This window comes from Shewanella intestini, assembly GCF_018221465.1.
Taxonomy (GTDB): Bacteria; Pseudomonadota; Gammaproteobacteria; order Enterobacterales; family Shewanellaceae; genus Shewanella; species Shewanella intestini.
Map to the genome: position 1 here is coordinate 628,184 of NZ_JAAIKR010000001.1, position 22,120 is coordinate 650,303.

A 22,120-nucleotide genomic window follows, 5' to 3' on the forward strand; every position below is an offset into this window, starting at 1 on the left:
AAATAATGATAATTAACGTTAACAATGTATTATTTCAAGGTAGTAGCAACAGTATGTTTTTACTTTCATCATCACTGATGATGTTGTTAAGCCTATTACCTTTTAAAATTACTGATCAATATCAGCTCAAATTTGCCCTAATTATTTGCTTCATCGTTGCAGTATTTTTGGGTTATCAATACACATTCGATATTCCTACAAGCAATAGCGCCATGCTATTACCGATTTGGTCGCAATTATTTTTCTTATCTCGCCCTGTTGCTGTGGGATTTGGAATCGCAGCTTGTGTCGGATACTTACTGCAATCACGCAATAAAGATTATCACTTAGATAATCATTGCCATATGTTATCTCTGCTTGCAGGTACTGCATTTTTGGTGGGAGAAGTAGCGGGTAACTTTTGGGCCTTTTTAGGCTGGGGCAAAAGTTGGGGTTGGACAGGACATTTCTATGTCTCTGCTTTGACTTATTTGTTACTTGTTTTAGTTTTTCATTTACCAAAAGCCTGGTTTAACAGTGCTAGCCGTTTAGCTTTGGGCAAAGCTGTGTTACTCGGTTTTATTTGCCTCTTGATTTTGGGGTATAAATTTTCATGAAAACAAATTGGCTTTACTCAATGCGTTTAGCATTTGTATTAATCGCTTCAGTGTCATTATGGTTTGGGGTAGGGGTTTTACTTAATAACTATCAAGTATCTAGAAATGCGTTTAGTGCCTTAAATGAATTGCCGATGGCCCAATGGGGCGATACGCTGATAAACACACCTATTGTGGGTTTATGGTTGTTGGTTTTATTTGGTTTAATGGCCATGTTAGCGGTAAATACCGTGTTGTGTATTTGGCGTGATTTAATGCCCGTTTGGCGGCAAAAACGTTGGCGTAGCCCGCGCATTGTGATGATGCCAATTCACGTATTGACCTTGTTGGTGTTCTTATTCCATGGCGTTGATTTAGTGTTTATTCATGGACACGACAAAGTGATGTTACATGAAGGTGAAAGTTTTCAAAGTGGCCAATACAAGATTACTTTAACACGTATAAATTACCGTGATGATGTGGCATACATCACCGCAAATGCAGATGGTAAATCTAAGCTTAAGCGTATTACCCATCGCGATCTTAAAGAGTTTGACCCAAGGCATAATGATATTGAATTATCAGTGACGGTTAACGATAAGACTTATCATGGTAATGCCAAGTTTATGGCGCCATTTAATGTGGATAACCTCTACGTTATGGTGACAGACTTTAGCGTTGGATTTGGCGAAGAGTCAAAGGGGGTTAAAGCGCAGATAATTGCCGTGCATAATCCGATAGTTAACTATTTCTATATTTGTTATGTAGCGCTAATTTTGACTTTACTATTTCAAATTTACTTTTTTTGGCATCGCAATCGCAAAAAAGGAACGCGCTAATGGACTTTAAGTTCAAATCCACTTCAGTTATCGCCCTTGTTGTGTGTAGCGTTTTCTCTGTGACGGCAGTTGCTGATGAAACGCAGAAACAGGGCAACCATGTCGATAAATTAGCACAAACTTGGCTGCAGAAAATTGACTCGCCTATTATCAAATCTGTTGAATTAGGTGAGCAAGCAGCCAAATGGCAACAGCAAAAAGCCCAATCATTATCAAAACAACAGCAAGATCTTGGTGAGCTATATTGGACTGAATATCAAATTCAAAAGCAGCAACGTTATTTAGCTTCATTAAAAAAAGATGTTGCTCAGCTCAATCAAGATATTGCAACGCTTAACAACTTATCCATGCAGTTAGAGCCACAATTAGAAATTTGGTACGCAGCAATTGAAAATCAGATTGCTCAGGATATTCCATTTGATTATCAAGAACGCAAGCGCCGCTTAGGTTTTTTGCGTAGCGCAATGGATAACAGTGAACTAACGGTTGCTGAAAAATTTACTAGATTGATGGATGTGATGCTTATTGAAGTCGCTTACGGATACGGTAAGCAGGTATCTCAGGACGTGATTACGGTTGATGGTGAAGTACTACAAGTTAATTTACTCCGTTTAGGGCGATTAGGATGGTTTTACATGACTCCTGACAATAAACGTCAGGGCTGGTTTGATACAAGATCACGTACTTGGCACACATTATCTGCAACTGAGCGCGGCGATCTTGACAAAGCAATAGCAATTTCTGCCAATAAAAAAATTGCTGAAATTGTTAACCTTCCTATAAAAGGGCAAAAATAATGCGAACTTTATTGATGCTTTTTTTACTCTGTAGCTCAAGTGTTGTTGTTGCAAGTACACAACTGACAAATAATCAAGCTGCAGCTAAAGAAGATTTAAAATATCAACAAGTTGATAAAACGGTTGCCGCCAATGCCAAGCAATTAAATCTTGAAAATAAGCAATGGCGTGAGCGTTTACATAATGAAATTTCACAGGTAAAAAACGATGAAGCCCAGTTAGCAAGGCGTTTAAAGGACAAGCAGAAGCAGTTACAACAGTTAAATGCCAGTATTACTGAATTCACAGCTAAAAAGCAGCACTTAACTGTCCAATATAAGGCTGCTGTTGATGACTTAGAGCTCGTTAAAGGCACTTACCAAAAAGGGTTAACGACACTATCTGCGCAATGGCAACATGCACCAACAAGGTTAGTTAATGATAAACGCAATGATGCTTTATTAGCGGCAATAGCTGATAAAGATTTCCCTAGTGTGCCCGTGTTGGATAAGCTCGTAAAATTTGCCATTAATGATATGCAACTAACAGGTAAAATAACCAACAATGATACAGTTGTCGCTACCGCTGATGGCTCTGTTAGCAATCGTAATGTGAGTGTCGTTGGTGGTTTAATGGCCGTGCTTGCTGATAAACCTTATGGTTATCTTGAACTGAGCGAGACAACGCCTTTAGCGGTAATACCTGCTAAAAGTGCCACCTCAAAACAACTGGCGCAATGGATTAAACAAACATCATCATTGTTACCTATGGACTTAAGTCAAGGTGAAATGTTGTCGGCAGTTGGTCATCAACAAACGTTAGCACAATGGATTGAAAAGGGCGGTGAAGTTTTATGGCCTATCTTAATTCTTGCTGCACTTGGGCTTATCATCATTATTTGGCGAGGGGCGTTATTGTTTTATTGGCGGCCGATGCCTGAATATCTTGCAAATCAAGCATCAATGGCAAATGAAAATAATCTAACACAAGTAAAACAACAACTTAAGAATATTAAACGTACACCATCGGCCAAAGCACTCGCAGATGCAATTGCAAATAGCAGTAACATTGAGTCAATGGATCAGCGTCTACAAAATGCAATGCTCAAACAAATGTCTGCATTTGAACGCGGTCTGGGTTTTATTGCCTTACTTGCGGCAATGGCGCCAATGTTAGGGTTGTTAGGTACCGTTTCTGGGATGATTGAAACATTCCAATCCCTGACACAGTTTGGTAATAGCGATCCTAAATTATTATCGGAAGGCATAAGTAAAGCGCTCATTACCACTCAAGCGGGGTTAATTGTGGCATTACCTTTGTTACTACTGCATTATCCATTAAAACGCCGCGCGCAAAAATTATCCCTTGATATGGAGCGACAAGCTTCGTTGTTATTAGCTCAACATTTGGACCAAGGTGAGTTAAATGTCGACTGATGCAATCGCATTATATATCAAGCAATGGCTGCAGCAGATTTTACAGTTTGCGGAGCAAGGTGGCTTGGTTATGTGGCCATTGTTTGCTTGTAGTCTGTGGATGGTTTGGCTGTTAACGCAAACGATATTTGCTGATAGATACCAGCAATTACCTAACTCAACGCTATTCAAAAAACTGATTACTGATCACCCTAAATATAAATGGTTAGGGCAGAGGGTATTTAAATTAGAACTCAGAAACTGTCAGCAACGTCAATATGCTAATTTACAATGTGTAAAAATGTTGGCGACAATTGCACCATTGTTAGGCTTATTGGGTACGGTAAATGGCATGATAGATATGTTTGAAGTTGGTGCGAGTGTGGGATTTCATGATCAAGCATTAATTTCTACAGGGATCTCTAAAGCCATGGTAACGACCCAAACGGGTTTGATTGTCGGCTTAAGTGGTGCCTTGATGGGGTTTGTTTGGCAACGTAAATTAAACAAAGCAGATATTGAGTTGATATGTTCACAATCGACTGGAATCAAACATGTTAAGTGATCGTTTTAGACAGGAAAAAGAACCTGAAATAAATATGACGCCAATGCTCGATGTGGTGTTTATTTTATTAATATTTTTTATTGTTTCGACTAATTTTATTCAGCAATCAGCTGTGGAAATTAATAGACCCCAATCGAATACTGCAAGAGCCGTCGATGGCACTCCAATAATAATTACTTTAGATACAACCGGTCGGTTATATCTAGAAAAAGAAGAAATAGACATATATTACTTACCTGAAAAATTGCGGCAAATGGCAATACAAATGCCTAAAGCTAAGTTATTAATTCTTGCCGATACTGATTGTCCTACAGGTGTCACCATCAAAGTTCTCGATATTGCCAAGCAAGCTGGTATTGAGTTTAGCTCAGTGGCAACTGAGAAAGAGTAATGGTTAAGATTTCTGTTAAGCAAGTTGCTATATGGTCACTTCGCATTGTTATATCTATAGCATTTACTGTTTTATGTTGTTTCTATCTACCGCGTTGGCTAAATGACAGTAAAATTAATTACCAGCAACAAGCTAAAACAGAGCAAATGACATTGCCGATGCCCAAAGTGGTAAAAAAAACCGAAGTGACACACTCTAATAGCAGCGAAAAAAGCCAATCACCACAAAAACCTTTGGCTGTTGTTAGCGTAAAAATGCCGCCAATAAATCAATTGGCCGACATTGCATTTGATTTGCCATTAACGCCAGCACCAAAGCTCAATTCAATGGCATTACCACAGATAGGATCTGTTATTGCCAGTGTCAAAGACGTTGACCAACCACCTGAAATCGTTAAATACATTCAGCCGAAAATGCCCACTGCAGGTCGTAAATATAAACAAGGCGGCAAAGTCTTATTACGACTGATTATCGAAGCAAATGGTTCAGTCAGTCACGCTGAAGTATTGAAGTCCACACCTAAAGCCATTTTTGATAATGCAGCGATGGTAGCAGCCAGAAAATGGCGTTTTAAACCCGCAGTGCTTTCTGGAGAAACGGTACAAGTTTATGTTGATGTACCAATTAGCTTTAAAGTGAATTAATCAAGATGAGACTATCAAAATTTAAGTTAGGTATATTGCTCGTTTTATCATGCTTGTCGCAGCTAAGTGTTGCTCAAGGAATGAATAATTTTGACAAAAAGCAATTAAAACGCGTCGCGCAATTCCTTGAGCAAGACAAGGTGACCTCAGCTTTAAAAATCGTGACGCCATTACTAAATAAAAAACACCCACATGAACTGGTATTTCAATATGGCTGCACAACATTAGAGCGTAATAAACAAGAAAACGAAGCATTGAGCTGCTGGCAAAAAGGCTTTGATTTGTATCCTGACCATTATGATATTGGATTGAATTTAGCTAACTCTCAAATTGAATTAGCTCAATACCATAAGGTGCACGATACATTAGGCCAATTATTATCATTATCTCAGCTCACTTTAGAGCAGCGTAATCAAATAAAATATATGCAGGCATATGCTTATTATCAACTTGATCAATACTCTAAGGTTATTGATTTATTACTGACCAAAGCATCAATTTCAGCTCAACATATTAGTAGCCAATGGTGGCAATTAATTACTTATAGTCAACTTGATCTTGAAAAATGGGCACAAGCTAAACACAGTGCCCAGCAATGGCTAAGTATCGATCCTATTAATCAAACTGCATGGCAAATATTAGCTAGAAGTAACTTAGGCTTAAATAATAATTCTAAAGCGGTATCAGCAAACGTCATTGCAGGTTTATTAGCACAATCAAAAGCAACAAAACCGTTATTTGGGGACTATCAATTTTTACTGGGTAACATCAAGGCATATGACTTTGCTGGATATTGTCAGCAGCAGCCGCCGAGTTCATTTAATAATAAGGCGTTAGCGTGTAGTCAATATTTATGGTTATCTGGTCAATATCAAGCTGGGTTGGATTATATCCAACACTTTAACATGCAACAAATAGCAGTAATTGATGACTATTTATTACTAAAAGGTAGACTTTTTGCTGGCATTAAGGCCAACCAAAAAGCAAGGGACTGCTGGAGACAAATAGGTAAGGGGACGCTACCAGAAAGTAGTGCCGCTGATATTAAATTGGCGCGCCAAAAAAGAACTCAATTACAAGGGCAAGCACTGTTACTTATTGGGCAAAGTTATTGGCTTGAAAATAAGTGGCCCGAAGCTCAAGCTAGTTATCGTAAACTCGCACAAACCCCAGATTTTGAACCCATAGCAAGGGCCTATAATTTAAGATTAAAACAAATTAGTCATTAGTTGATGGCTATAGCTCAACTTACAACTGATTTTAAGATGGATATAAAAAACCAGCTTACGCTGGCTAGAGACGACTTAAATACCAAACCGCAGCAATATTTTTTGCTGCGGTTTTAGTTTGCTAACCCCTCTAAACGATTAAGGTTGCTAGATAGCTTTGCCTTTAAGCAGCTTACGCATCCACATTCTATTCGGGCTTAATAGCGTTTGTAACGTCATTCCTAAAGGTGATAATTCGCCTGTCATCATGGCGGCTAATGACTCAGCGACTAATGGTGCAGAGCTAATGCCGCGTGAACCAAATCCACCAAGGACATACAACTGTTGATAATGCGGCGCGATATTTTGTTGCCAATATTTCGGTGACTGTTGCCATTGTGGTAATTGACGTTGTTGCTCAAAACGAGCCTGTATTTGCGCAACATTTGCCATGGCGCCCATCACTGGAAAATGATCGCGACTGACCATACGCACCCCAACACGGGCTTGATTATCATGCGTATCAATGTCTTTTGGCCAGTGAGAGTCAGGGAAGCTTTGAGCCATTTTTTGTTGATTTTGCTGTTGCTCAAGTTCAGAAAATGCCAAGTCCTGCGGATGCTTAATGTAACTTGCTCCAACACAATGGGAGTGTTCATGTTGCGGCGTTAAATAGCCATTAGCACAAATGACACTGCTGAGTTGGTTTAACTGGCCTTGAGTGGGAATATGACTCACTTGGCCTCGAAACGGCGTGAGAGGTAATGCTGCGGTTTGCGATAATTGATTAATATTAGCGCCAGAGGCAATCACAAGTTGTGAGTGATGACCAAGTAATTGTGTTGCGTTTTTTCGTTCAGAGGATAAATGGCTGCCATATACATGCCATTGGTTATCAATATATTGAACGTCATCCACGTGGGTATTAAATACCAATTCCAGCTGGGTTAATGACATTGCTTGCTTTATCGCCGCTTGAGTCAGCTCATAAGGGCAAACCCAGCCGCCTAACGGATAATAAAAACCGCCTTTATTTACATCAACTTGGGTTAACTCGTTAGCTTGCTGCGCATTTACCTTAACGGCAATATTACTGGGCCATTGCTGAGCGTTAATTATTTTATCCAGTCGCTGCTGACTGCGTGGGTCAAATCCTGTTTGAAAAACACCACAAAAATCATGACTAATTGGATGCCCTTGATTTAACAATGCATCAATTTGATGACGGCTAAATAAATAAGCTTGTTGGAAAAATTGACTTAACGGGCCGTTATCAGGCGTGAGCAATGGGTAAATTGCCCCTTGTTTATTGGCTGATGCACCTTGTGCGATAGCGTCGTCTTGACAATATAAGGTGATTTTTTTGCCACGTTTAGCCAACGATAATGCTAAAAATGCACTGGCAATGCCACCGCCAACAATCGCAATGGTGTCACTGTTTGGGTCAATCTTCTTCTGGGCGGTGTTCAGTGTATGATTGGGTATGGATTGACGGTTAGCCATGGTTAATGGCTCTTCGACGCTATTATTGACTGAGCTTGGTGGCATATTGGGTTGCGGCAGAGGGTTGTACGCGTACGTATCAAGCTGCTGTTGGCGCAAAGCCTGACGCTCTGCTAATTCAATGGCATTGTCATGGTGTTTAATGTCATTGCTGAGTTCGTCGATAAATCTAAAACCCGTTTGGCGACATAACAATTGCAGCTTACTGATGTTCGCTGGTACAACATCTTGATCGTGGACTGCTTCAATTGTATCTGAGGTAGCAACTCGTTGATGAGTCACAACGCCTGATGGCGTATCCATTGCTAATATCGAGACGCAAGCGTGATCTGCGCTTAACCTTGCGCATTGCCAAAAAATGGCTTGCTGTAAATAGTGATCGCTATTAACACTACTTAACGTATCACAGCTCAACAACCAATGTTGAAACCGAATGTGTGGGGTGATGATGTCCGCTAACATGTCATTGACGGTGCGATTGTCAGTGTATTGATAAATATCGACAGTTATTTGGCCGTTATTTAATGACATTCTTTGACAACCATTAATATTGGCGACATGCTGCTGCGATAAACTAGTGGCTAATTCAGTAACACTGGATTGAGCAATATGTTGCCAGAGCGGATCAATTGAAGATATCTTTGATTTGCTTAATACGCTAATGTGAATGCGTTTTTGGTTAATTTGCTCTAGCTGATTAAACATGCTTTGCAAAGCAGCTATGGGGTTGTGGGTAATGATGCCAAGTTGTAAATATGATTGCGTATGAAATAAGTCTGCTAAGTTAATTCGTGATAAAGGGTTTACACCTTTCGCATTCATTTGTTTTCCTTGGCTTGTCAAAATGTTTACTCGCTATTCAATAATAGGCATTATTTTACCTATGTTTATGGAAAGCTGACCACTTTATTGCACCAAAGCAGATATCATTGCCGCAATTAAGTACCAATATGTACAAAATGGAAAGAAAAAATGAAAAGAGTCGTTATCACCGGAATGGGTATTGTTTCAAGCATCGGCAATAATAAAAATGAAGTGCTCGAGTCACTTAAAGCCGGTAAAAGCGGTATTTGCCATTCAGCACAATTTGAAGAAATGAAATTACGTAGCCACGTTTGGGGCGAAATCAATATTGTTCCTTCAGAACACATTGATCGTAAATCGTTACGTTTCATGGGTGATGCAGCCGCGTATGCCCACATTGCAATGCAAGAAGCGATTGCTGATGCGCAATTAACCGAAGCGCAATATTCTGATCACCGAGTCGGGTTAATTGTGGGGACTGGTGGTGCATCATCATCAAACCAAGTGAATGCAGCAGACACTTTACGTGCACGTGGTGTTAAACGTGTCGGCCCTTATATTGTGCCGCGTATCATGGCATCGACAGCCAGTGCTTGTTTAGCCACACCATTTAAAATTAAAGGCATGAACTATTCAATCAGTTCAGCTTGTGCAACTTCTGCACATTGTATTGGGCATGCGGTAGAGCTTATTCAAATGGGTAAGCAAGATATGGTCTTTGCTGGTGGTGCTGAAGAGTTAGATTGGACTTTGACCATGGGCTTTGATGCTATGGGCGCGTTATCAACTAAATATAACGATACCCCTGAAAAAGCCTCTCGCACTTATGATGCTGACCGTGACGGTTTCGTTATCTCTGGTGGTGGTGGAATCGTGGTCGTTGAAGAGTTAGAACATGCGTTAGCTCGTGGTGCTAAAATTTACGCAGAAATCATTGGTTACGGTGCTTCATCAGACGGTTACGACATGGTCGCACCATCAGGTGAAGGTGCTGTGCGTTGTATGCAAATGGCATTAGAGTCAGTTGATACACCAATCGATTATATCAATACCCACGGTACTTCAACGCCAGTTGGTGATGTACGTGAACTTGAAGCGTTAGCTGAAGTGTTCCCTGACACAGTGCCTCCGGTTGGTTCAACGAAGTCATTAACAGGCCATGCTCTTGGTGCTGCAGGTGTCCATGAAGCCATTTATAGCTTATTGATGATGAAGGAAGGCTTTATTGCGCCAAGTATCAACATTGATAACTTAGATGAAAAAGCACAAACTATTCCCGTTGTCACTGAAATGCGTGAAACAGCACTGACCACGGTAATGAGCAACAGCTTTGGTTTTGGTGGCACTAACGCGACATTAGTGATGCGCCAATACAAATAAACTCATGTTGTTGAAGTAAAAAAACCAGCCTTAGGCTGGTTTTTTTGTTTAAGGGTTAAATTACCCACTGAATTCAAGCTGGCTTGAAGGTAAAATACACCTAAAATTATTGTAAGAGTGTTATATGAAAATCCTTGCTGATGAAAACATGCCATATGTTGAAGAATTGTTTGCACAATTTGGCGATATAGAACGAGTCGATGGTAGGGCGTTAACCCCTGAGCAGGTTAGCCAAGCTGATGTCCTTTTAGTCCGTTCTATTACGAAGGTTACCCCCGCGCTATTAGCGCATAATCAGCGCTTAATTTTTGTCGGCAGTGCCACCATTGGTACGGATCATATTGACCTTCAATACCTTCAACAATCAAATATTCCTTTTTCTAGTGCGCCAGGTTGCAATGCGACTGCTGTCGGCGAATATGCTTTTATTGCCATGTTAGAGCTAGCAAGACAACTAAAGCAACCGCTCAAAGATAAAGTGGTGGGTATTGTCGGTGCAGGTAATACCGGTAGTGCAGTGGCCAAATGTTTAACTGCTTATGGCATGAAAGTGATGCTGTGTGACCCATTTAAACAAGCACAAGGTGATGAACGTGACTTTTATCGCCTTGATGACGTTATCAACCAAGCTGATGTTGTTAGTTTGCATGTGCCACTAACCCGTGAGGGAGAGTATCCAACCTGGCATTTATTTGATGACAAACGATTAAGTGCTTTAAAACCTAATGCATGGTTATTGAACTGCTGTCGTGGAGATGTGGTTGATAACCAAAGTTTACTTGCAATTAAGCAACACCGTGATGATCTGAAACTGGTGCTTGATGTCTGGGAAGGTGAGCCAAACCCAATGGCAGAATTAGTGGCGTTAGTTGATATTGCCACGCCGCATATTGCCGGATATAGCCTTGAAGGTAAGGCGAGAGGCACCTATATGTTGTATCAAAAATTGTGCGATATCGTTAAGTGTCCGGTAACCAAATCACTTGAAGACTTATTACCGCCTTTTTATGTCGCTCAATTTAAGCTTAATGAGCAAGCAGACTTAATGGCAGTTGCTGGGCAACAACGGTTACTAAACCTTTGCCGGATGGCGTATGACATACGTGACGATGATGAACGCTTTAGACAACAGTTTGCCATTGCTGGCGGTTTTGACTTAATGCGTAAACAACATAAGCATCGTCGTGAATTTAGTGCTTTACAACTAAATTCAACGCCTATGAACCGTGATGGACAATTATCTCACCCTAATCCCCATGTAGGTGATAATGTTAAAAACTTATCTGCCCTTGAATCATTAGGATTTAACCTTAAATAATCAATTAATAGGGTATTTTTGAACCCTTGAGAAAAAATCACATGCTAACTGAGATATTTCATAGATTAATGCTAGCTAAGCATGCGCATTGTGAGTTAGATTGAATACTTAAACAGGTGATAGGAGTCGAGAAGTCAAATGTCTCAAGAATTTAATGTAGTAGTGTTAGGTGCAACGGGTGCTGTGGGTCAAACAATGATTGAGATCCTAGAAGAACGCAACTTTCCCATTGGCAAGCTTTTTCCTTTAGCGAGCAGTCGCAGCGCGGGTAAAACCGTTGAATTTAACGGAAAGCAAATTGAAATTCTTGATGTTGAAACCTTTGATTGGACTCAAGCGCAAATCGGTTTCTTTTCAGCGGGTGGTGAGGTTTCAGCTAAATGGGCGCCAATAGCGGGTGAAGCGGGTTGTGTGGTTATTGATAACACGTCACACTTTCGTTATGACATAGACGTGCCATTAGTTGTGCCTGAAGTTAACCCACAAGCGATTGCAGATTTTCGTAACCGTAACATCATTGCAAATCCAAATTGCTCAACGATTCAAATGTTAGTGGCGCTAAAGCCTATTTACGATGCGTTTGGTATTTCGCGCATTAACGTTTCGACATATCAGTCTGTTTCAGGTTCGGGCCAACAAGCTATTGAAGAACTTGCGGGGCAAACCACTAAATTATTACAAGGCTTACCCGTTGAGCCGAGTGTTTATCCAAAACAAATCGCCTTTAATGTGTTGCCACAAATCGACAAGTTTATGGAAAATGGCTACACCAAAGAAGAAATGAAAATGGTGTGGGAAACGCAAAAGATTTTTGCCGATGATAACATTACCGTTAACCCTACTGCTGTGCGTGTGCCCGTATTTTATGGTCATTCAGAAGCGATTCACTTAGAAACGCAACAAGCCGTTGATGCACAAGATGTTAAAGCGGTCTTAAGCCAAGCAGAAGGTGTGGTGTTATTTGAGTCAGATGATGAATACCCAACAGTTGTGACTGAGTCAGCAGGACAAGATCCTGTTTATGTCGGACGCATTCGAAAAGATATTTCTCATTCTCATGGTATAAATTTATGGGTGACGGCCGATAACATACGCAAAGGTGCTGCTTTAAACAGTGTTCAAATTGCAGAGATTCTTATTAGAGATTATTACTAAGTCAGTGACAAAACCGCTTACTTGTCGTTGAATATCGCAATTTAGTTTAAAAAGCCTGCAGCCAGCAGGCTTTTTTTGTTTTAGTTTTTACCAGTTGTAGCAGGGCAGATAAATCTAGTTTATAGTCGTAAAGTTAAGGTATTTGCAGCTTTAACGATAACAAGAATTATTATTAAAATGATAATATTGTCTAGTCGGCGATATTATTAGGGAAGAATCGGATGACTTTTCGTACCTCTTATATAACCACTTTAGTAGCCGCTTTAACCATTGGGTTAAGTGCTGTACTGACCCTACCTAGCAGCGCTGAATCTTTAAAAATTACCGGCCCAAATGGTGAAGTGAGACAAGATGCTGTCCGAGAATATGGCCCTACTACGCCTTATGACACTTTTTGGAGCATCGCGCTCAAAGTTAGACCTAATCCTAATATTACCGTTTACCAAGTCATGTCGGCATTATTTGATGCTAACCCCCAAGCTTTTCCGGAAGGCAATTACAACGCATTAGAAAAGAACATGATGTTGGTCATTCCTGATGCCGACGTTATGGCAGCCATTCCTAAAGCAGCAGCAAAACGCCGTGCAGAAATGGAAACTCAACGCGTGTCAGCACCGGTGAAAACCGCTGTCATTAACAACGCCGCGCCAGTTACCAAGGAACAACCTAGTAAGCCCATTAAGTCATCTGCTCAACAAATTAATGCCAAACCGCTACAATTGGTTAAAGAAGACGTTAAACCTACCGAAGTAGTTGCAGAAAACCCGCAACAAATTAGCCAATTAAATGACCTGTTAGACGATGAACGCAGCAAAAACTTAACGCTTATTGATGAGCTTGGTCGCGCACAAGATCAGCTGTTAGTGGCAAAAAATGATAATAACGCCTTAAAAAAACATGTTGATGACATCACTGATAACATGTCTACGATTGAAGAAAAGCTGCAACTGCTGCAAGAAAAATATGCTCAATTGCAAGCCGAACATCAAGATCTTGTTGACAGCACCGCGACACCCAAAACCGTAAAAGAGCCCGATAGCATGTGGCGTAACCTTACCAATAACATGTGGTTATTAGGTTTATTAGCTGCACTGCCATTATTGCTGGTATTTGGCCTCATTTTCTGGCTGTTATCCAGAAAGAATAAAAAGAGTAATGCAGACGAGCAAGAACAAGGTATTGAGACCGTATCAGTATTAGATGACGACAGTGCTGAATTATCACCTGCTGAAGATGATTTATCAGAACTTGCTATTCATTTAGATGAAAATGGCGATGAAAGTATTGATGACCTATTAGATTTAGGTGGCGTTGACTTACAACCCGAAACCCTCATGGATGAAAAGGCCGATTTGGTGTTGTCTGAAATGGCAGCAGAAGCGGGTGAAGAAACCGATGATAGCACTTCACTTGATGATCTTTGGGCTGAAGCGATGGAAGAGCAAGATCAAGAGCTTGAACCATTACAACCTGAACAAGGCTCGGATACCGATGATTTAGACAGTTTACTCGATGGCTTAGAAGAACCCGTTGTCACAGATACGCCTGTCGAAGCCGAACCTGCAGTTAACAATGAAACCGTTGTTGCCGAACCTGAGATGGCTACATTTAATGAGTCAGATTCGAATATTGACGACATTCTGGCTGATTTTGATTTACCTTCCCAAGACAATACTGCTCATGATACACCTCAATCGCAGGTCGCAGAGAATGCAGATGCCACGGTTGACGAAGCAGATATTGATAGTTTATTGGCCGACTTAGAGGTTTCTCCTGAACAGGCGTCAACACCAGAAACACAAGCGCCAGCAGCGCAACTTGAAAGTAATAATGCCGTTGACGATATATTGGCAGATTTTGACTTTGCTGCAGAGCCAGAGCCAGAGCCAGAGCCAGAGCCAGAAGAGCAGAGCATTGATGATATCTTGGCAAGTTTTGACTCAGAACTTGATCAAGATGCAACCGCAGATATCACCACGACACAACAAACCGACGTTGATGATGTCGATGCGTTGATTGCCAGTTTAGAGTCAGAGCAGCAACCACTAGAGCCTCAACGTAATGTCACAGATTCAGATGATGTACTGGATCAGACTCAAGCTGAATTAGAAGCCGTAGAAGAACTCAATGCTGAACTTGACAGTATAACCGACGATATCGACAACATTGATGATGTTGATGCGCTTTTAGCTGAACTAGAAGCGCCAGTTGACCCAACACTAAGTGATAACCCAACGCTTGATGACGCAATTTCTAAAGAGCTTGATGCTGAATTAGATGCTATTCATTCGCAAGATAACCTTGATAGCAATGATGATATCGATGCCTTGCTGGCCACGTTGGATGCGCCTAGTGAAGCCACGCCTATTGAATCTTTACCTGAGTCATCATCACCAGAGCTCACTCAAGAATTGTCTCCAGAACCTTCTCAAGAACAAGACGAAAGTCCAGCAAAAAATACATTATTAACTGATATCGACGATGATATTATTGCCGATCAGTTAGCTGCTGAAATCGATGATGCCATTGGTAGTCACCACCATGTCGATGAACAAGATTTAGATGCATTACTTGCAGATTTTAATATTGATGCCAATCTGGCAGCAGAACCTTCAGAACCTTCAGAACAAGCAGAACAAGCAGAACAAGCAGAACAAGCAGAGCAACAAGCGCTAACATCTTCTGTTGTTGAAGATAATGTTCAACCACAAGCGGCAGATGAACAAGCTCTACTTAACGAATTATTTAATCCCTCAGAGCCCGAACTGGATTCTGAGCAAGATTCAGACTTTACATCTAAGACTGATTTCGATTTCGAGCCTGAACTAGCAGCAACCGCATTTGTAGACCCAAGTGCACAGAGCATTGACACATTTGACCCAGTCGATACCGATGTTGATGAAACTAATTTTACAGATACTGATACCGACTTGGGTGAGCCACAACTTAGCACCGACAATAATCACAACATTGACCCCGCGGCGCAAGAAATCGACTCATTGATTGGTAGTTTGTCAAATCAAGCCCAAGTTAGTGCCCAACAAGTACAACATCAAGAGAAAACTGATGAACTTGCTGGTGAGTTAGACTCGCTCCTTGCAGGTTTTGAAACCCAACCATTGCAACATGAACCCTCATTAGACGATGTTGAACCGCAGCAAAATGATGATGAGCCTCAAGCACCATTTACTGCGCCAGTTGCACCGCAAGCCCATCCGCAGTCAAACGTAATTGAAAACGACGCCGCTGCAGCGCAAGAGCTTGAAGCGTTACTTGCCAATATGGGCGCCAAAGATACCCCCGCAATTGATGAGGTGGCATCATCGCAAGCAAGCTCAGCAACAGGCGTACAAGACAGTTTAACCAGTAATAGTCTTGAATGGGATAACACATTATTTAATCAACAAGACGCTGAAACTGACACCAACACCACATCACAAGCTGATGACTTTAGCGACGAAGACTTATTAGCGGCATTCTCAGAAGCGGTTAACAGTGACGACCCTGATGGATTAACTTCAGAAGATGAGTTTTTCTTAAGCGATGATCCATTGACGGTCGATGAAGCCCTTGCTGCATTGGATGAACCTGTCGCTGAAACGAAATCACCTGAAGAGTTATTAAGTAACTTTGAGCGTGAAAATAGCTTTATTGATATTGATAAGCTGCTTAATGATGCCGATGAAAATGTCGATAAAACCGACATGTATAAAGACCTTGATGTCGACGTCGGTGAAGTCGATGCGTTAATTGGCAATGCAGAAATGGTTGATGTTGATGATGAGGAAAACTCCGTAAACGCCAAATTAGATTTAGCGCGTGCCTACATTGAAATTGAAGATAAAGACAGTGCGATGGCGTTATTAAAAGAAGTCTCTATTGATGGAAATAACAGGCAGCAAGATGAAGCAACAGCGTTAATTAGTAGTATTAAATAAATGTGATTTAGACTGATTAATATTAAAACGGCGTACGCAGATACGCCGTTTTTTTTATGCTAAAATAGCGCCCATTGTGAGTTTGAAGGTGAAATTAATGCGTATAGCATTAGGCGTCGAATACGACGGCAGTAAATATTTTGGTTGGCAAAGACAAGCTGATGTTGATTCAGTGCAAGCACAGTTAGAAAAAGCACTAAGTTCAATCGCCAATGAACCTATTGAGGTTTTTTGTGCCGGCAGAACTGACTCAGGAGTTCACGGTACGGGTCAAGTAGTGCATTTTGAAACCCAAGCTATTCGACCTTTAAAAGGTTGGACTCGCGGGGTAAACACGCAATTACCTGACGATATTGCCGTGCGCTGGGTTAAAGAAGTGCCAGACGATTTTCATGCCCGTTTTAGTGCTACAGCAAGACGATATCGTTATATTATTTATAACCATGGATTACGCCCAGGTATTTTACGTCAAGGTGTCAGTCATTATCATGGTGATATTGACGAAAATTTAATGCACCAAGCTGCGCAGCAGTTACTCGGTGAGCGAGATTTTACCAGCTTTCGCGCTGTTCATTGCCAGTCTAAAACCCCGTTTAGAAATGTCCATGAAGTTAATGTCACCCGTCAGGGGATGTACATTATGGTTGATATTAAAGCCAACGCCTTTTTACACCACATGGTGCGTAATATTGTTGGTTCATTAATTGAAGTGGGTTTAAAAAATCAACCAATTGAGTGGATAGCGCAGTTATTAGAACTAAAAGACCGAAACCAAGCCGCAGCGACAGCTAAACCAAACGGTTTGTATTTGGTTGATGTGACTTATCCTGAAGAATATGGATTGCCTAAGTTGGCGCTAGGGCCATTATTTATGCTTGATTAAGGCAATACTGAGTCTTCATTCAGTGGCAGTTCAATGCAGCACTTGCTTTATTTTTATGGGTTTATTAAGCACTGAACGTGTTTAACTGTCTGCAATGTTTGAGATTACTTTTGTAAATGGAATAAATGATTTGAACAGCACAACCGCTTTTTCAGCTCAAAATGCCAAATTAGATCAATGGCTTGAGCATTTATTAGCGATTCACCCAAGTGAAATAGACATGGGTTTGAGCCGCGTAGCCCTTGTTGGACAACGACTTGGTATTACCGATTTTGCTAACACTCAAGTGATAACCGTTGCCGGTACTAACGGCAAAGGCACGACTTGCGCAATGTTAGAGTCTATTTTACGCCAAGCGGGTAAAAGCGTGGGTGTCTACAGCTCTCCGCATATTCACCTGTTTAATGAACGCTTTCGGATTAATCAGCAAAATGTCACAGATGCTCAAATTATTACCGCTTTTAATGCCATTGAAGTCGCACGCGCCGAGATAAGCTTAACTTACTTTGAATTTGCCACACTGGCAGCATTATGGTTGTTTACCGAGAAGCCTCTTGATGTGGTATTGCTTGAAGTTGGTTTAGGTGGCCGCTTAGATGCCACCAATATTGTCGACTCAAATGCAACCATCATTACCGCGATAGATTTAGACCATCAAGAATATTTAGGTGATACCCGCGAGGCTGTTGGCCGTGAAAAAGCCGGAATCATGCGTGAAAACTGTTTAAGCATTATTGGTGAACCAGATATTCCTGCCTCATTAGAAGATGTTGCAAGTCAAATTGGTAGTGAAGTTCGCCGCGTCGGGCAACAATTTTCTTATACAATGTTGCCCGTTAACACGGATAATGGCCAACAATCATGGGCATTTAGTAGTCAGCATCGTCATATTGATGCCTTGCCAGTCCCTTCATTGCCTTTGCCTAATGCTGCTAGCGTCGTGGCGTTAGTGAGTGAGTTTTGGCCAAGTATTAGCAATCATCACATTGCTAATGGGTTGCAATTAGCGACGCTACCAGGGCGTATTGAACAAGTGAAAAGTGCCCCTGTGGTGTTATTAGATGTGGCACATAATCCCCATGCAGCGTTATATTTGGCGCAGCAACTTAAAAAATACAATGGTAAGAAAATCCATGCACTTTGCGGCATGCTTAAAGATAAAGACATGGCGGCGGTATTAGCGTGTCTTGAGCCAGTTATTGACCACTGGAACCTAGTGAGTCTTGATAACCCACGCGGGGCTTGTGCTCGCATGTTGTATCAAGCTTTACCTCAAGCGTGCCAACGCGCAGACGTCGGTCAGTTTGACACCATGGATAAAGCATGGGAAACACTTGCCATGACTATTAGCGCAGATGATGTGTTAATTGTATTTGGTTCATTTTTTACTGTGGCCGCAATGCAAGCAGCATTAGCCGATTCACTTACATAAACAGGAATACATTTTGGATCGTCAATTTCAAAATAGATTAGTCGGCACCATTGTGTTGGTGGCGCTTGGAGTGATTATTTTACCTGACTTACTCGATGGTAAGAAAAACCATGTGGTAGAAGAGTTCACTGACATTCCACTGAGACCGATGAGTGTCGCCAGTGAAGGTAATGAGCAACCTGAATCATTTGAGGTGATTGACATCGCCAAAGGGCAAGATTTAGGCACTGAACCAACTGAACCAACTGAATCTGCCGCAAATGTGCAGTCAAAATCCCGTTTAACTGAAACTCAAGCGCACAATACAACAGTGGTTGCAGCTAAGCCTCGCGATACGAAGTCAACACAAGCTAAGCCTGCAAAACAGCAAACGGTGCATACCGCCACATCGAGTTCACCTAAAGTTCAGCAGAAGGTTTCAAGTGTAAAAACAGGTTATACCTTACAACTAGGCGGTTTTAAAAATGCGCAAAATGTATCGGCGCTAATTGCTCAGTTAAGACTATCAGGTTACACCGCTTATACGGTGCCAGCCACCCCCGTTGATGGCAACATTACCAGAGTCTTTGTCGGGCCTGACACCAATCAAAATAAATTAAAGCAAGCACGTGATCCAATCAGAAAGCTCACGGGTTTAAGTGGAAAAGTGATCCCGTTTAACCCTGCGGGTTAATAAATTGTCACCTTCATCACGACAAAATATTGCGATTCTACTGATTTGATTGTTCTTATTTGCGCATGAATAATTTGCGTAACTAAGGGTGAGAATCTTGTTTTTCTTTGTTAGAATCGCGCCGTCTTAACCTTGATACCGGATCCCTATCTCTATGGTGTGGATTGATTACGCAATTCTTATTGTTATTGGCATGTCGACTTTGATCAGTTTGATCCGAGGCTTTGCCAAAGAAGCCATGTCGCTATTTGTATGGTTTGCCGCCTTTTTTATTGCCAGCCAATTTTATCTCGACCTTGCCGTGCATCTTACTCAAATGAATGATGAGTTGGTACGAAATGGCGTAGCCATCGCAATCTTGTTTATTACTTCTCTGATTTTAGGAGCATTAATAAATTATTTGCTAGGACAATTAGTCTCTAAAACGGGGTTATCAGGCACCGACCGTGTACTTGGATTATGTTTTGGTGCCATTCGTGGTGCATTAATCGTCAGTGCATTGTTATTTTTTATGGATGCGTTTACTCAGTTAGATCAAACCGATTGGTGGACTAATTCAGTACTCGTACCCGAATTTGGTGTGGTTATTCAATGGTTCTTTGACTATTTGCAAAACACATCAAGTTTTGTACCCCCACAATAAATATGTATAAAAATACACTTCAATGAGGAACCTTACCCATGTGTGGTATTGTCGGAATAGTAGGCCAGTCGTCAGTTAACCAAACCATTTATGATGCGTTAACCGTGCTCCAACACCGTGGTCAAGATGCGGCGGGTATTGTCACCATTGATGGCAACGCGTTTCGTTTACGTAAAGCAAATGGTTTAGTTAAAGATGTATTTGAAACTAAACACATGCAACGTCTACAAGGTAATGCGGGTATTGGTCATGTTCGTTACCCAACGGCAGGTAGCTCTAGTGCTTCAGAAGCTCAACCTTTCTATGTTAACTCGCCATTTGGTATTTCATTAGCTCATAACGGTAACTTAACCAATACGGTTGATTTAGCCCAAAGTTTGGTTGAAAAACGTCGTCATGTGAATACCACATCAGACTCAGAAATCTTATTAAACTTACTGGCTGATGAGCTTCAAGAAACGCGCACATTATCATTAACGGCTGACGAAGTGTTTGACGCGGTTGCCAAAGTTCATGCCCAAACACGAGGAGCTTATGCTGTCGCGGCAATGATCATTGGCCAAGGTTTAGTGGCATTTCGTGACCCATATGGTATTCGTCCATTAGTATTGGGTAAGCATGAAACGGCCACTGGCACCGAGTACATGGTTGCATCAGAAAGCGTTGCACTTGATGCTGTTGGTTTTGAAGTGATGCGTGATGTCGCCCCTGGTGAAGCGATTTATATTTCACTTGCTGGTGAGTTATTTACTCGTCAATGTGCCGTTAACCCAAGCTACGCACCATGTATTTTCGAATTTGTATATTTTGCTCGCCCAGATTCTGCAATTGATAAAATTTCTGTCTATGCTAGCCGCGTCAACATGGGTGCTAAATTAGGTGAGAAAATCAAGTCAGAATGGTTTGAACACGATATTGATGTGGTTATCCCAATTCCAGAAACATCGTGCGATATTGCACTCGAAATTGCGCGCTGTATGGATCTGCCATATCGTCAAGGTTTCGTTAAAAACCGTTATATTGGCCGCACGTTTATCATGCCGGGACAACAAGAACGTAAGAAATCAGTTCGTCGTAAACTTAATGCTATCGACACTGAGTTCAGAGGTAAAAACGTATTGTTGGTGGATGATTCTATTGTTCGCGGTACAACTTCAGAACAAATTATTGAAATGGCACGTGAAGCTGGCGCAAAGAAAGTGTACTTTGCATCAGCTGCGCCTGAAATTCGTTTTCCTAACGTATATGGTATTGATATGCCAACGTCAAACGAGTTGATTGCCCACGGTCGTGATGCTGATGAAATCGCAGAGTTAATTGGTGCCGATGGCATCATCTTCCAAGATTTAACTGATTTAGTTGAAGCGGTTAAGTTAGAAAACCCGGACATAAAACGTTTTGAAACATCCGTGTTTGACGGTAATTACATTACAGGTGATGTGGATCAATCTTATCTTGATCACGTTAATCAGTTGCGTAATGATGACGCCAAAGCTAATCGCTTAAAGGACATTGGCACTAATTTAGAGTTACATAACGTTTGTCATCCTTAATCGGTTGCAAGTAAAGCTAAATTAGTCGGTTATATCCTCAATGCCAGTCATAATATGACTGGCATTTTTATTCATTTAATTGACCACGCCAGTTGGTCATTCACAGATTTCATCTTGTTAGCGATTTAAATCGCGGTCTTTATATTCTTTTTTATCTTCAACGGTTTAGTTTTGTGAAATAATTCTCGATTAAAGTGAATTTTTATTCACTGCGTTTTTTTTATAAGTGTCACTATTATTGTTAATATTGCAGTTTTTTGGAACATGGCGATGGTTTAATCACGCTTGAGTTAACAAAGTGATAAAATCAATACAGCCAGTAGCAGTATGGGAAGTGAAATTTTATGCATATTATTTTATGCAGCCATTCATTAGTGTGACCCGTGTTACTGTGAATAATTGTTACAAATGATACATTTCGCACA

At 41.1% G+C, this 22,120-nt stretch carries 18 protein-coding genes; 17 read left to right on the plus strand and 1 reads right to left on the minus strand.

What is annotated here, in order from left to right:
• The first annotated feature begins 53 nt into the window (after positions 1 to 53).
• From G3R48_RS02710 to G3R48_RS02745, 8 genes are all read left to right on the plus strand, one after another.
• The gene (locus tag G3R48_RS02710) at positions 54 to 596 is read left to right on the plus strand and encodes a hypothetical protein (RefSeq protein ID WP_153660557.1); all 543 of its coding nucleotides are present in this window, start codon (positions 54 to 56) and stop codon (positions 594 to 596) included.
• Positions 593 to 1,414 carry a hypothetical protein gene (locus G3R48_RS02715; RefSeq protein ID WP_153660556.1) on the plus strand — a complete coding sequence of 274 codons (822 nt, stop codon included), beginning with the start codon at positions 593 to 595 and terminating at the stop codon, positions 1,412 to 1,414. Before G3R48_RS02710 ends, G3R48_RS02715 begins: the two co-directional genes overlap by 4 nt.
• Entirely contained in the window at positions 1,414 to 2,211 is a 798-nt protein-coding gene (locus G3R48_RS02720; protein ID WP_153660554.1) for a DUF3450 domain-containing protein, read from the plus strand. Before G3R48_RS02715 ends, G3R48_RS02720 begins: the two co-directional genes overlap by 1 nt.
• Complete coding sequence (locus tag G3R48_RS02725) at positions 2,211 to 3,626, plus strand: MotA/TolQ/ExbB proton channel family protein (RefSeq protein WP_153660552.1); 1,416 nt, start codon at positions 2,211 to 2,213, stop codon at positions 3,624 to 3,626. Before G3R48_RS02720 ends, G3R48_RS02725 begins: the two co-directional genes overlap by 1 nt.
• Complete coding sequence (locus tag G3R48_RS02730) at positions 3,616 to 4,170, plus strand: MotA/TolQ/ExbB proton channel family protein (protein WP_153660550.1); 555 nt, start codon at positions 3,616 to 3,618, stop codon at positions 4,168 to 4,170. Before G3R48_RS02725 ends, G3R48_RS02730 begins: the two co-directional genes overlap by 11 nt.
• Positions 4,160 to 4,561 carry an ExbD/TolR family protein gene (locus G3R48_RS02735; RefSeq protein ID WP_153660548.1) on the plus strand — a complete coding sequence of 134 codons (402 nt, stop codon included), beginning with the start codon at positions 4,160 to 4,162 and terminating at the stop codon, positions 4,559 to 4,561. Before G3R48_RS02730 ends, G3R48_RS02735 begins: the two co-directional genes overlap by 11 nt.
• Complete coding sequence (locus G3R48_RS02740) at positions 4,561 to 5,205, plus strand: energy transducer TonB (protein ID WP_153660546.1); 645 nt, start codon at positions 4,561 to 4,563, stop codon at positions 5,203 to 5,205. The genes G3R48_RS02735 and G3R48_RS02740 overlap by 1 nt, the downstream gene beginning before the upstream one ends.
• An 80-nt stretch (positions 5,206 to 5,285) precedes the next feature.
• Positions 5,286 to 6,434 (plus strand): tetratricopeptide repeat protein, encoded by a 1,149-nt coding sequence (locus G3R48_RS02745; protein ID WP_153660544.1) that lies wholly within the window; start codon positions 5,286 to 5,288, stop codon positions 6,432 to 6,434.
• A 147-nt stretch (positions 6,435 to 6,581) separates the two neighbouring features.
• On the opposite strand, the gene mnmC1 is transcribed toward G3R48_RS02745, so the two are convergent.
• Positions 6,582 to 8,738: an FAD-dependent 5-carboxymethylaminomethyl-2-thiouridine(34) oxidoreductase MnmC1 gene (gene mnmC1, locus G3R48_RS02750; protein WP_153660542.1), complete on the minus strand. Its 2,157-nt coding sequence runs from the start codon at positions 8,736 to 8,738 to the stop codon at positions 6,582 to 6,584.
• Positions 8,739 to 8,888: 150 nt separating this feature from the next.
• On the opposite strand from mnmC1, the gene fabB reads away from it, so the two are divergent.
• From fabB to purF, 9 genes are all read left to right on the plus strand, one after another.
• Positions 8,889 to 10,100, plus strand: a complete 1,212-nt coding sequence (gene fabB / locus G3R48_RS02755; RefSeq protein ID WP_153660540.1) for a beta-ketoacyl-ACP synthase I — start codon at positions 8,889 to 8,891, stop codon at positions 10,098 to 10,100.
• A gap of 124 nt (positions 10,101 to 10,224) precedes the next feature.
• Positions 10,225 to 11,418, plus strand: a complete 1,194-nt coding sequence (locus G3R48_RS02760) for a 4-phosphoerythronate dehydrogenase (protein ID WP_153660538.1) — start codon at positions 10,225 to 10,227, stop codon at positions 11,416 to 11,418.
• A gap of 138 nt (positions 11,419 to 11,556) precedes the next feature.
• Positions 11,557 to 12,573, plus strand: a complete 1,017-nt coding sequence (locus tag G3R48_RS02765; protein WP_153660536.1) for an aspartate-semialdehyde dehydrogenase — start codon at positions 11,557 to 11,559, stop codon at positions 12,571 to 12,573.
• A gap of 221 nt (positions 12,574 to 12,794) precedes the next feature.
• Positions 12,795 to 16,511 (plus strand): FimV/HubP family polar landmark protein, encoded by a 3,717-nt coding sequence (locus tag G3R48_RS02770; protein ID WP_153660534.1) that lies wholly within the window; start codon positions 12,795 to 12,797, stop codon positions 16,509 to 16,511.
• Positions 16,512 to 16,608: 97 nt separating this feature from the next.
• Positions 16,609 to 17,394, plus strand: coding sequence for a tRNA pseudouridine(38-40) synthase TruA (truA, locus tag G3R48_RS02775; protein WP_153660532.1), 786 nt, complete (start codon positions 16,609 to 16,611; stop codon positions 17,392 to 17,394).
• A gap of 130 nt (positions 17,395 to 17,524) precedes the next feature.
• Positions 17,525 to 18,826 carry a bifunctional tetrahydrofolate synthase/dihydrofolate synthase gene (gene folC, locus G3R48_RS02780; protein ID WP_228497275.1) on the plus strand — a complete coding sequence of 434 codons (1,302 nt, stop codon included), beginning with the start codon at positions 17,525 to 17,527 and terminating at the stop codon, positions 18,824 to 18,826.
• Between the two features lie 13 nt (positions 18,827 to 18,839).
• Entirely contained in the window at positions 18,840 to 19,499 is a 660-nt protein-coding gene (dedD, locus tag G3R48_RS02785; RefSeq protein WP_153660529.1) for a cell division protein DedD, read from the plus strand.
• A gap of 154 nt (positions 19,500 to 19,653) precedes the next feature.
• Positions 19,654 to 20,142: a CvpA family protein gene (locus tag G3R48_RS02790; protein ID WP_153660527.1), complete on the plus strand. Its 489-nt coding sequence runs from the start codon at positions 19,654 to 19,656 to the stop codon at positions 20,140 to 20,142.
• 38 nt (positions 20,143 to 20,180) lie between these two features.
• Complete coding sequence (gene purF / locus G3R48_RS02795; RefSeq protein ID WP_153660525.1) at positions 20,181 to 21,695, plus strand: amidophosphoribosyltransferase; 1,515 nt, start codon at positions 20,181 to 20,183, stop codon at positions 21,693 to 21,695.
• The last annotated feature ends 425 nt before the right edge of the window (positions 21,696 to 22,120 follow it).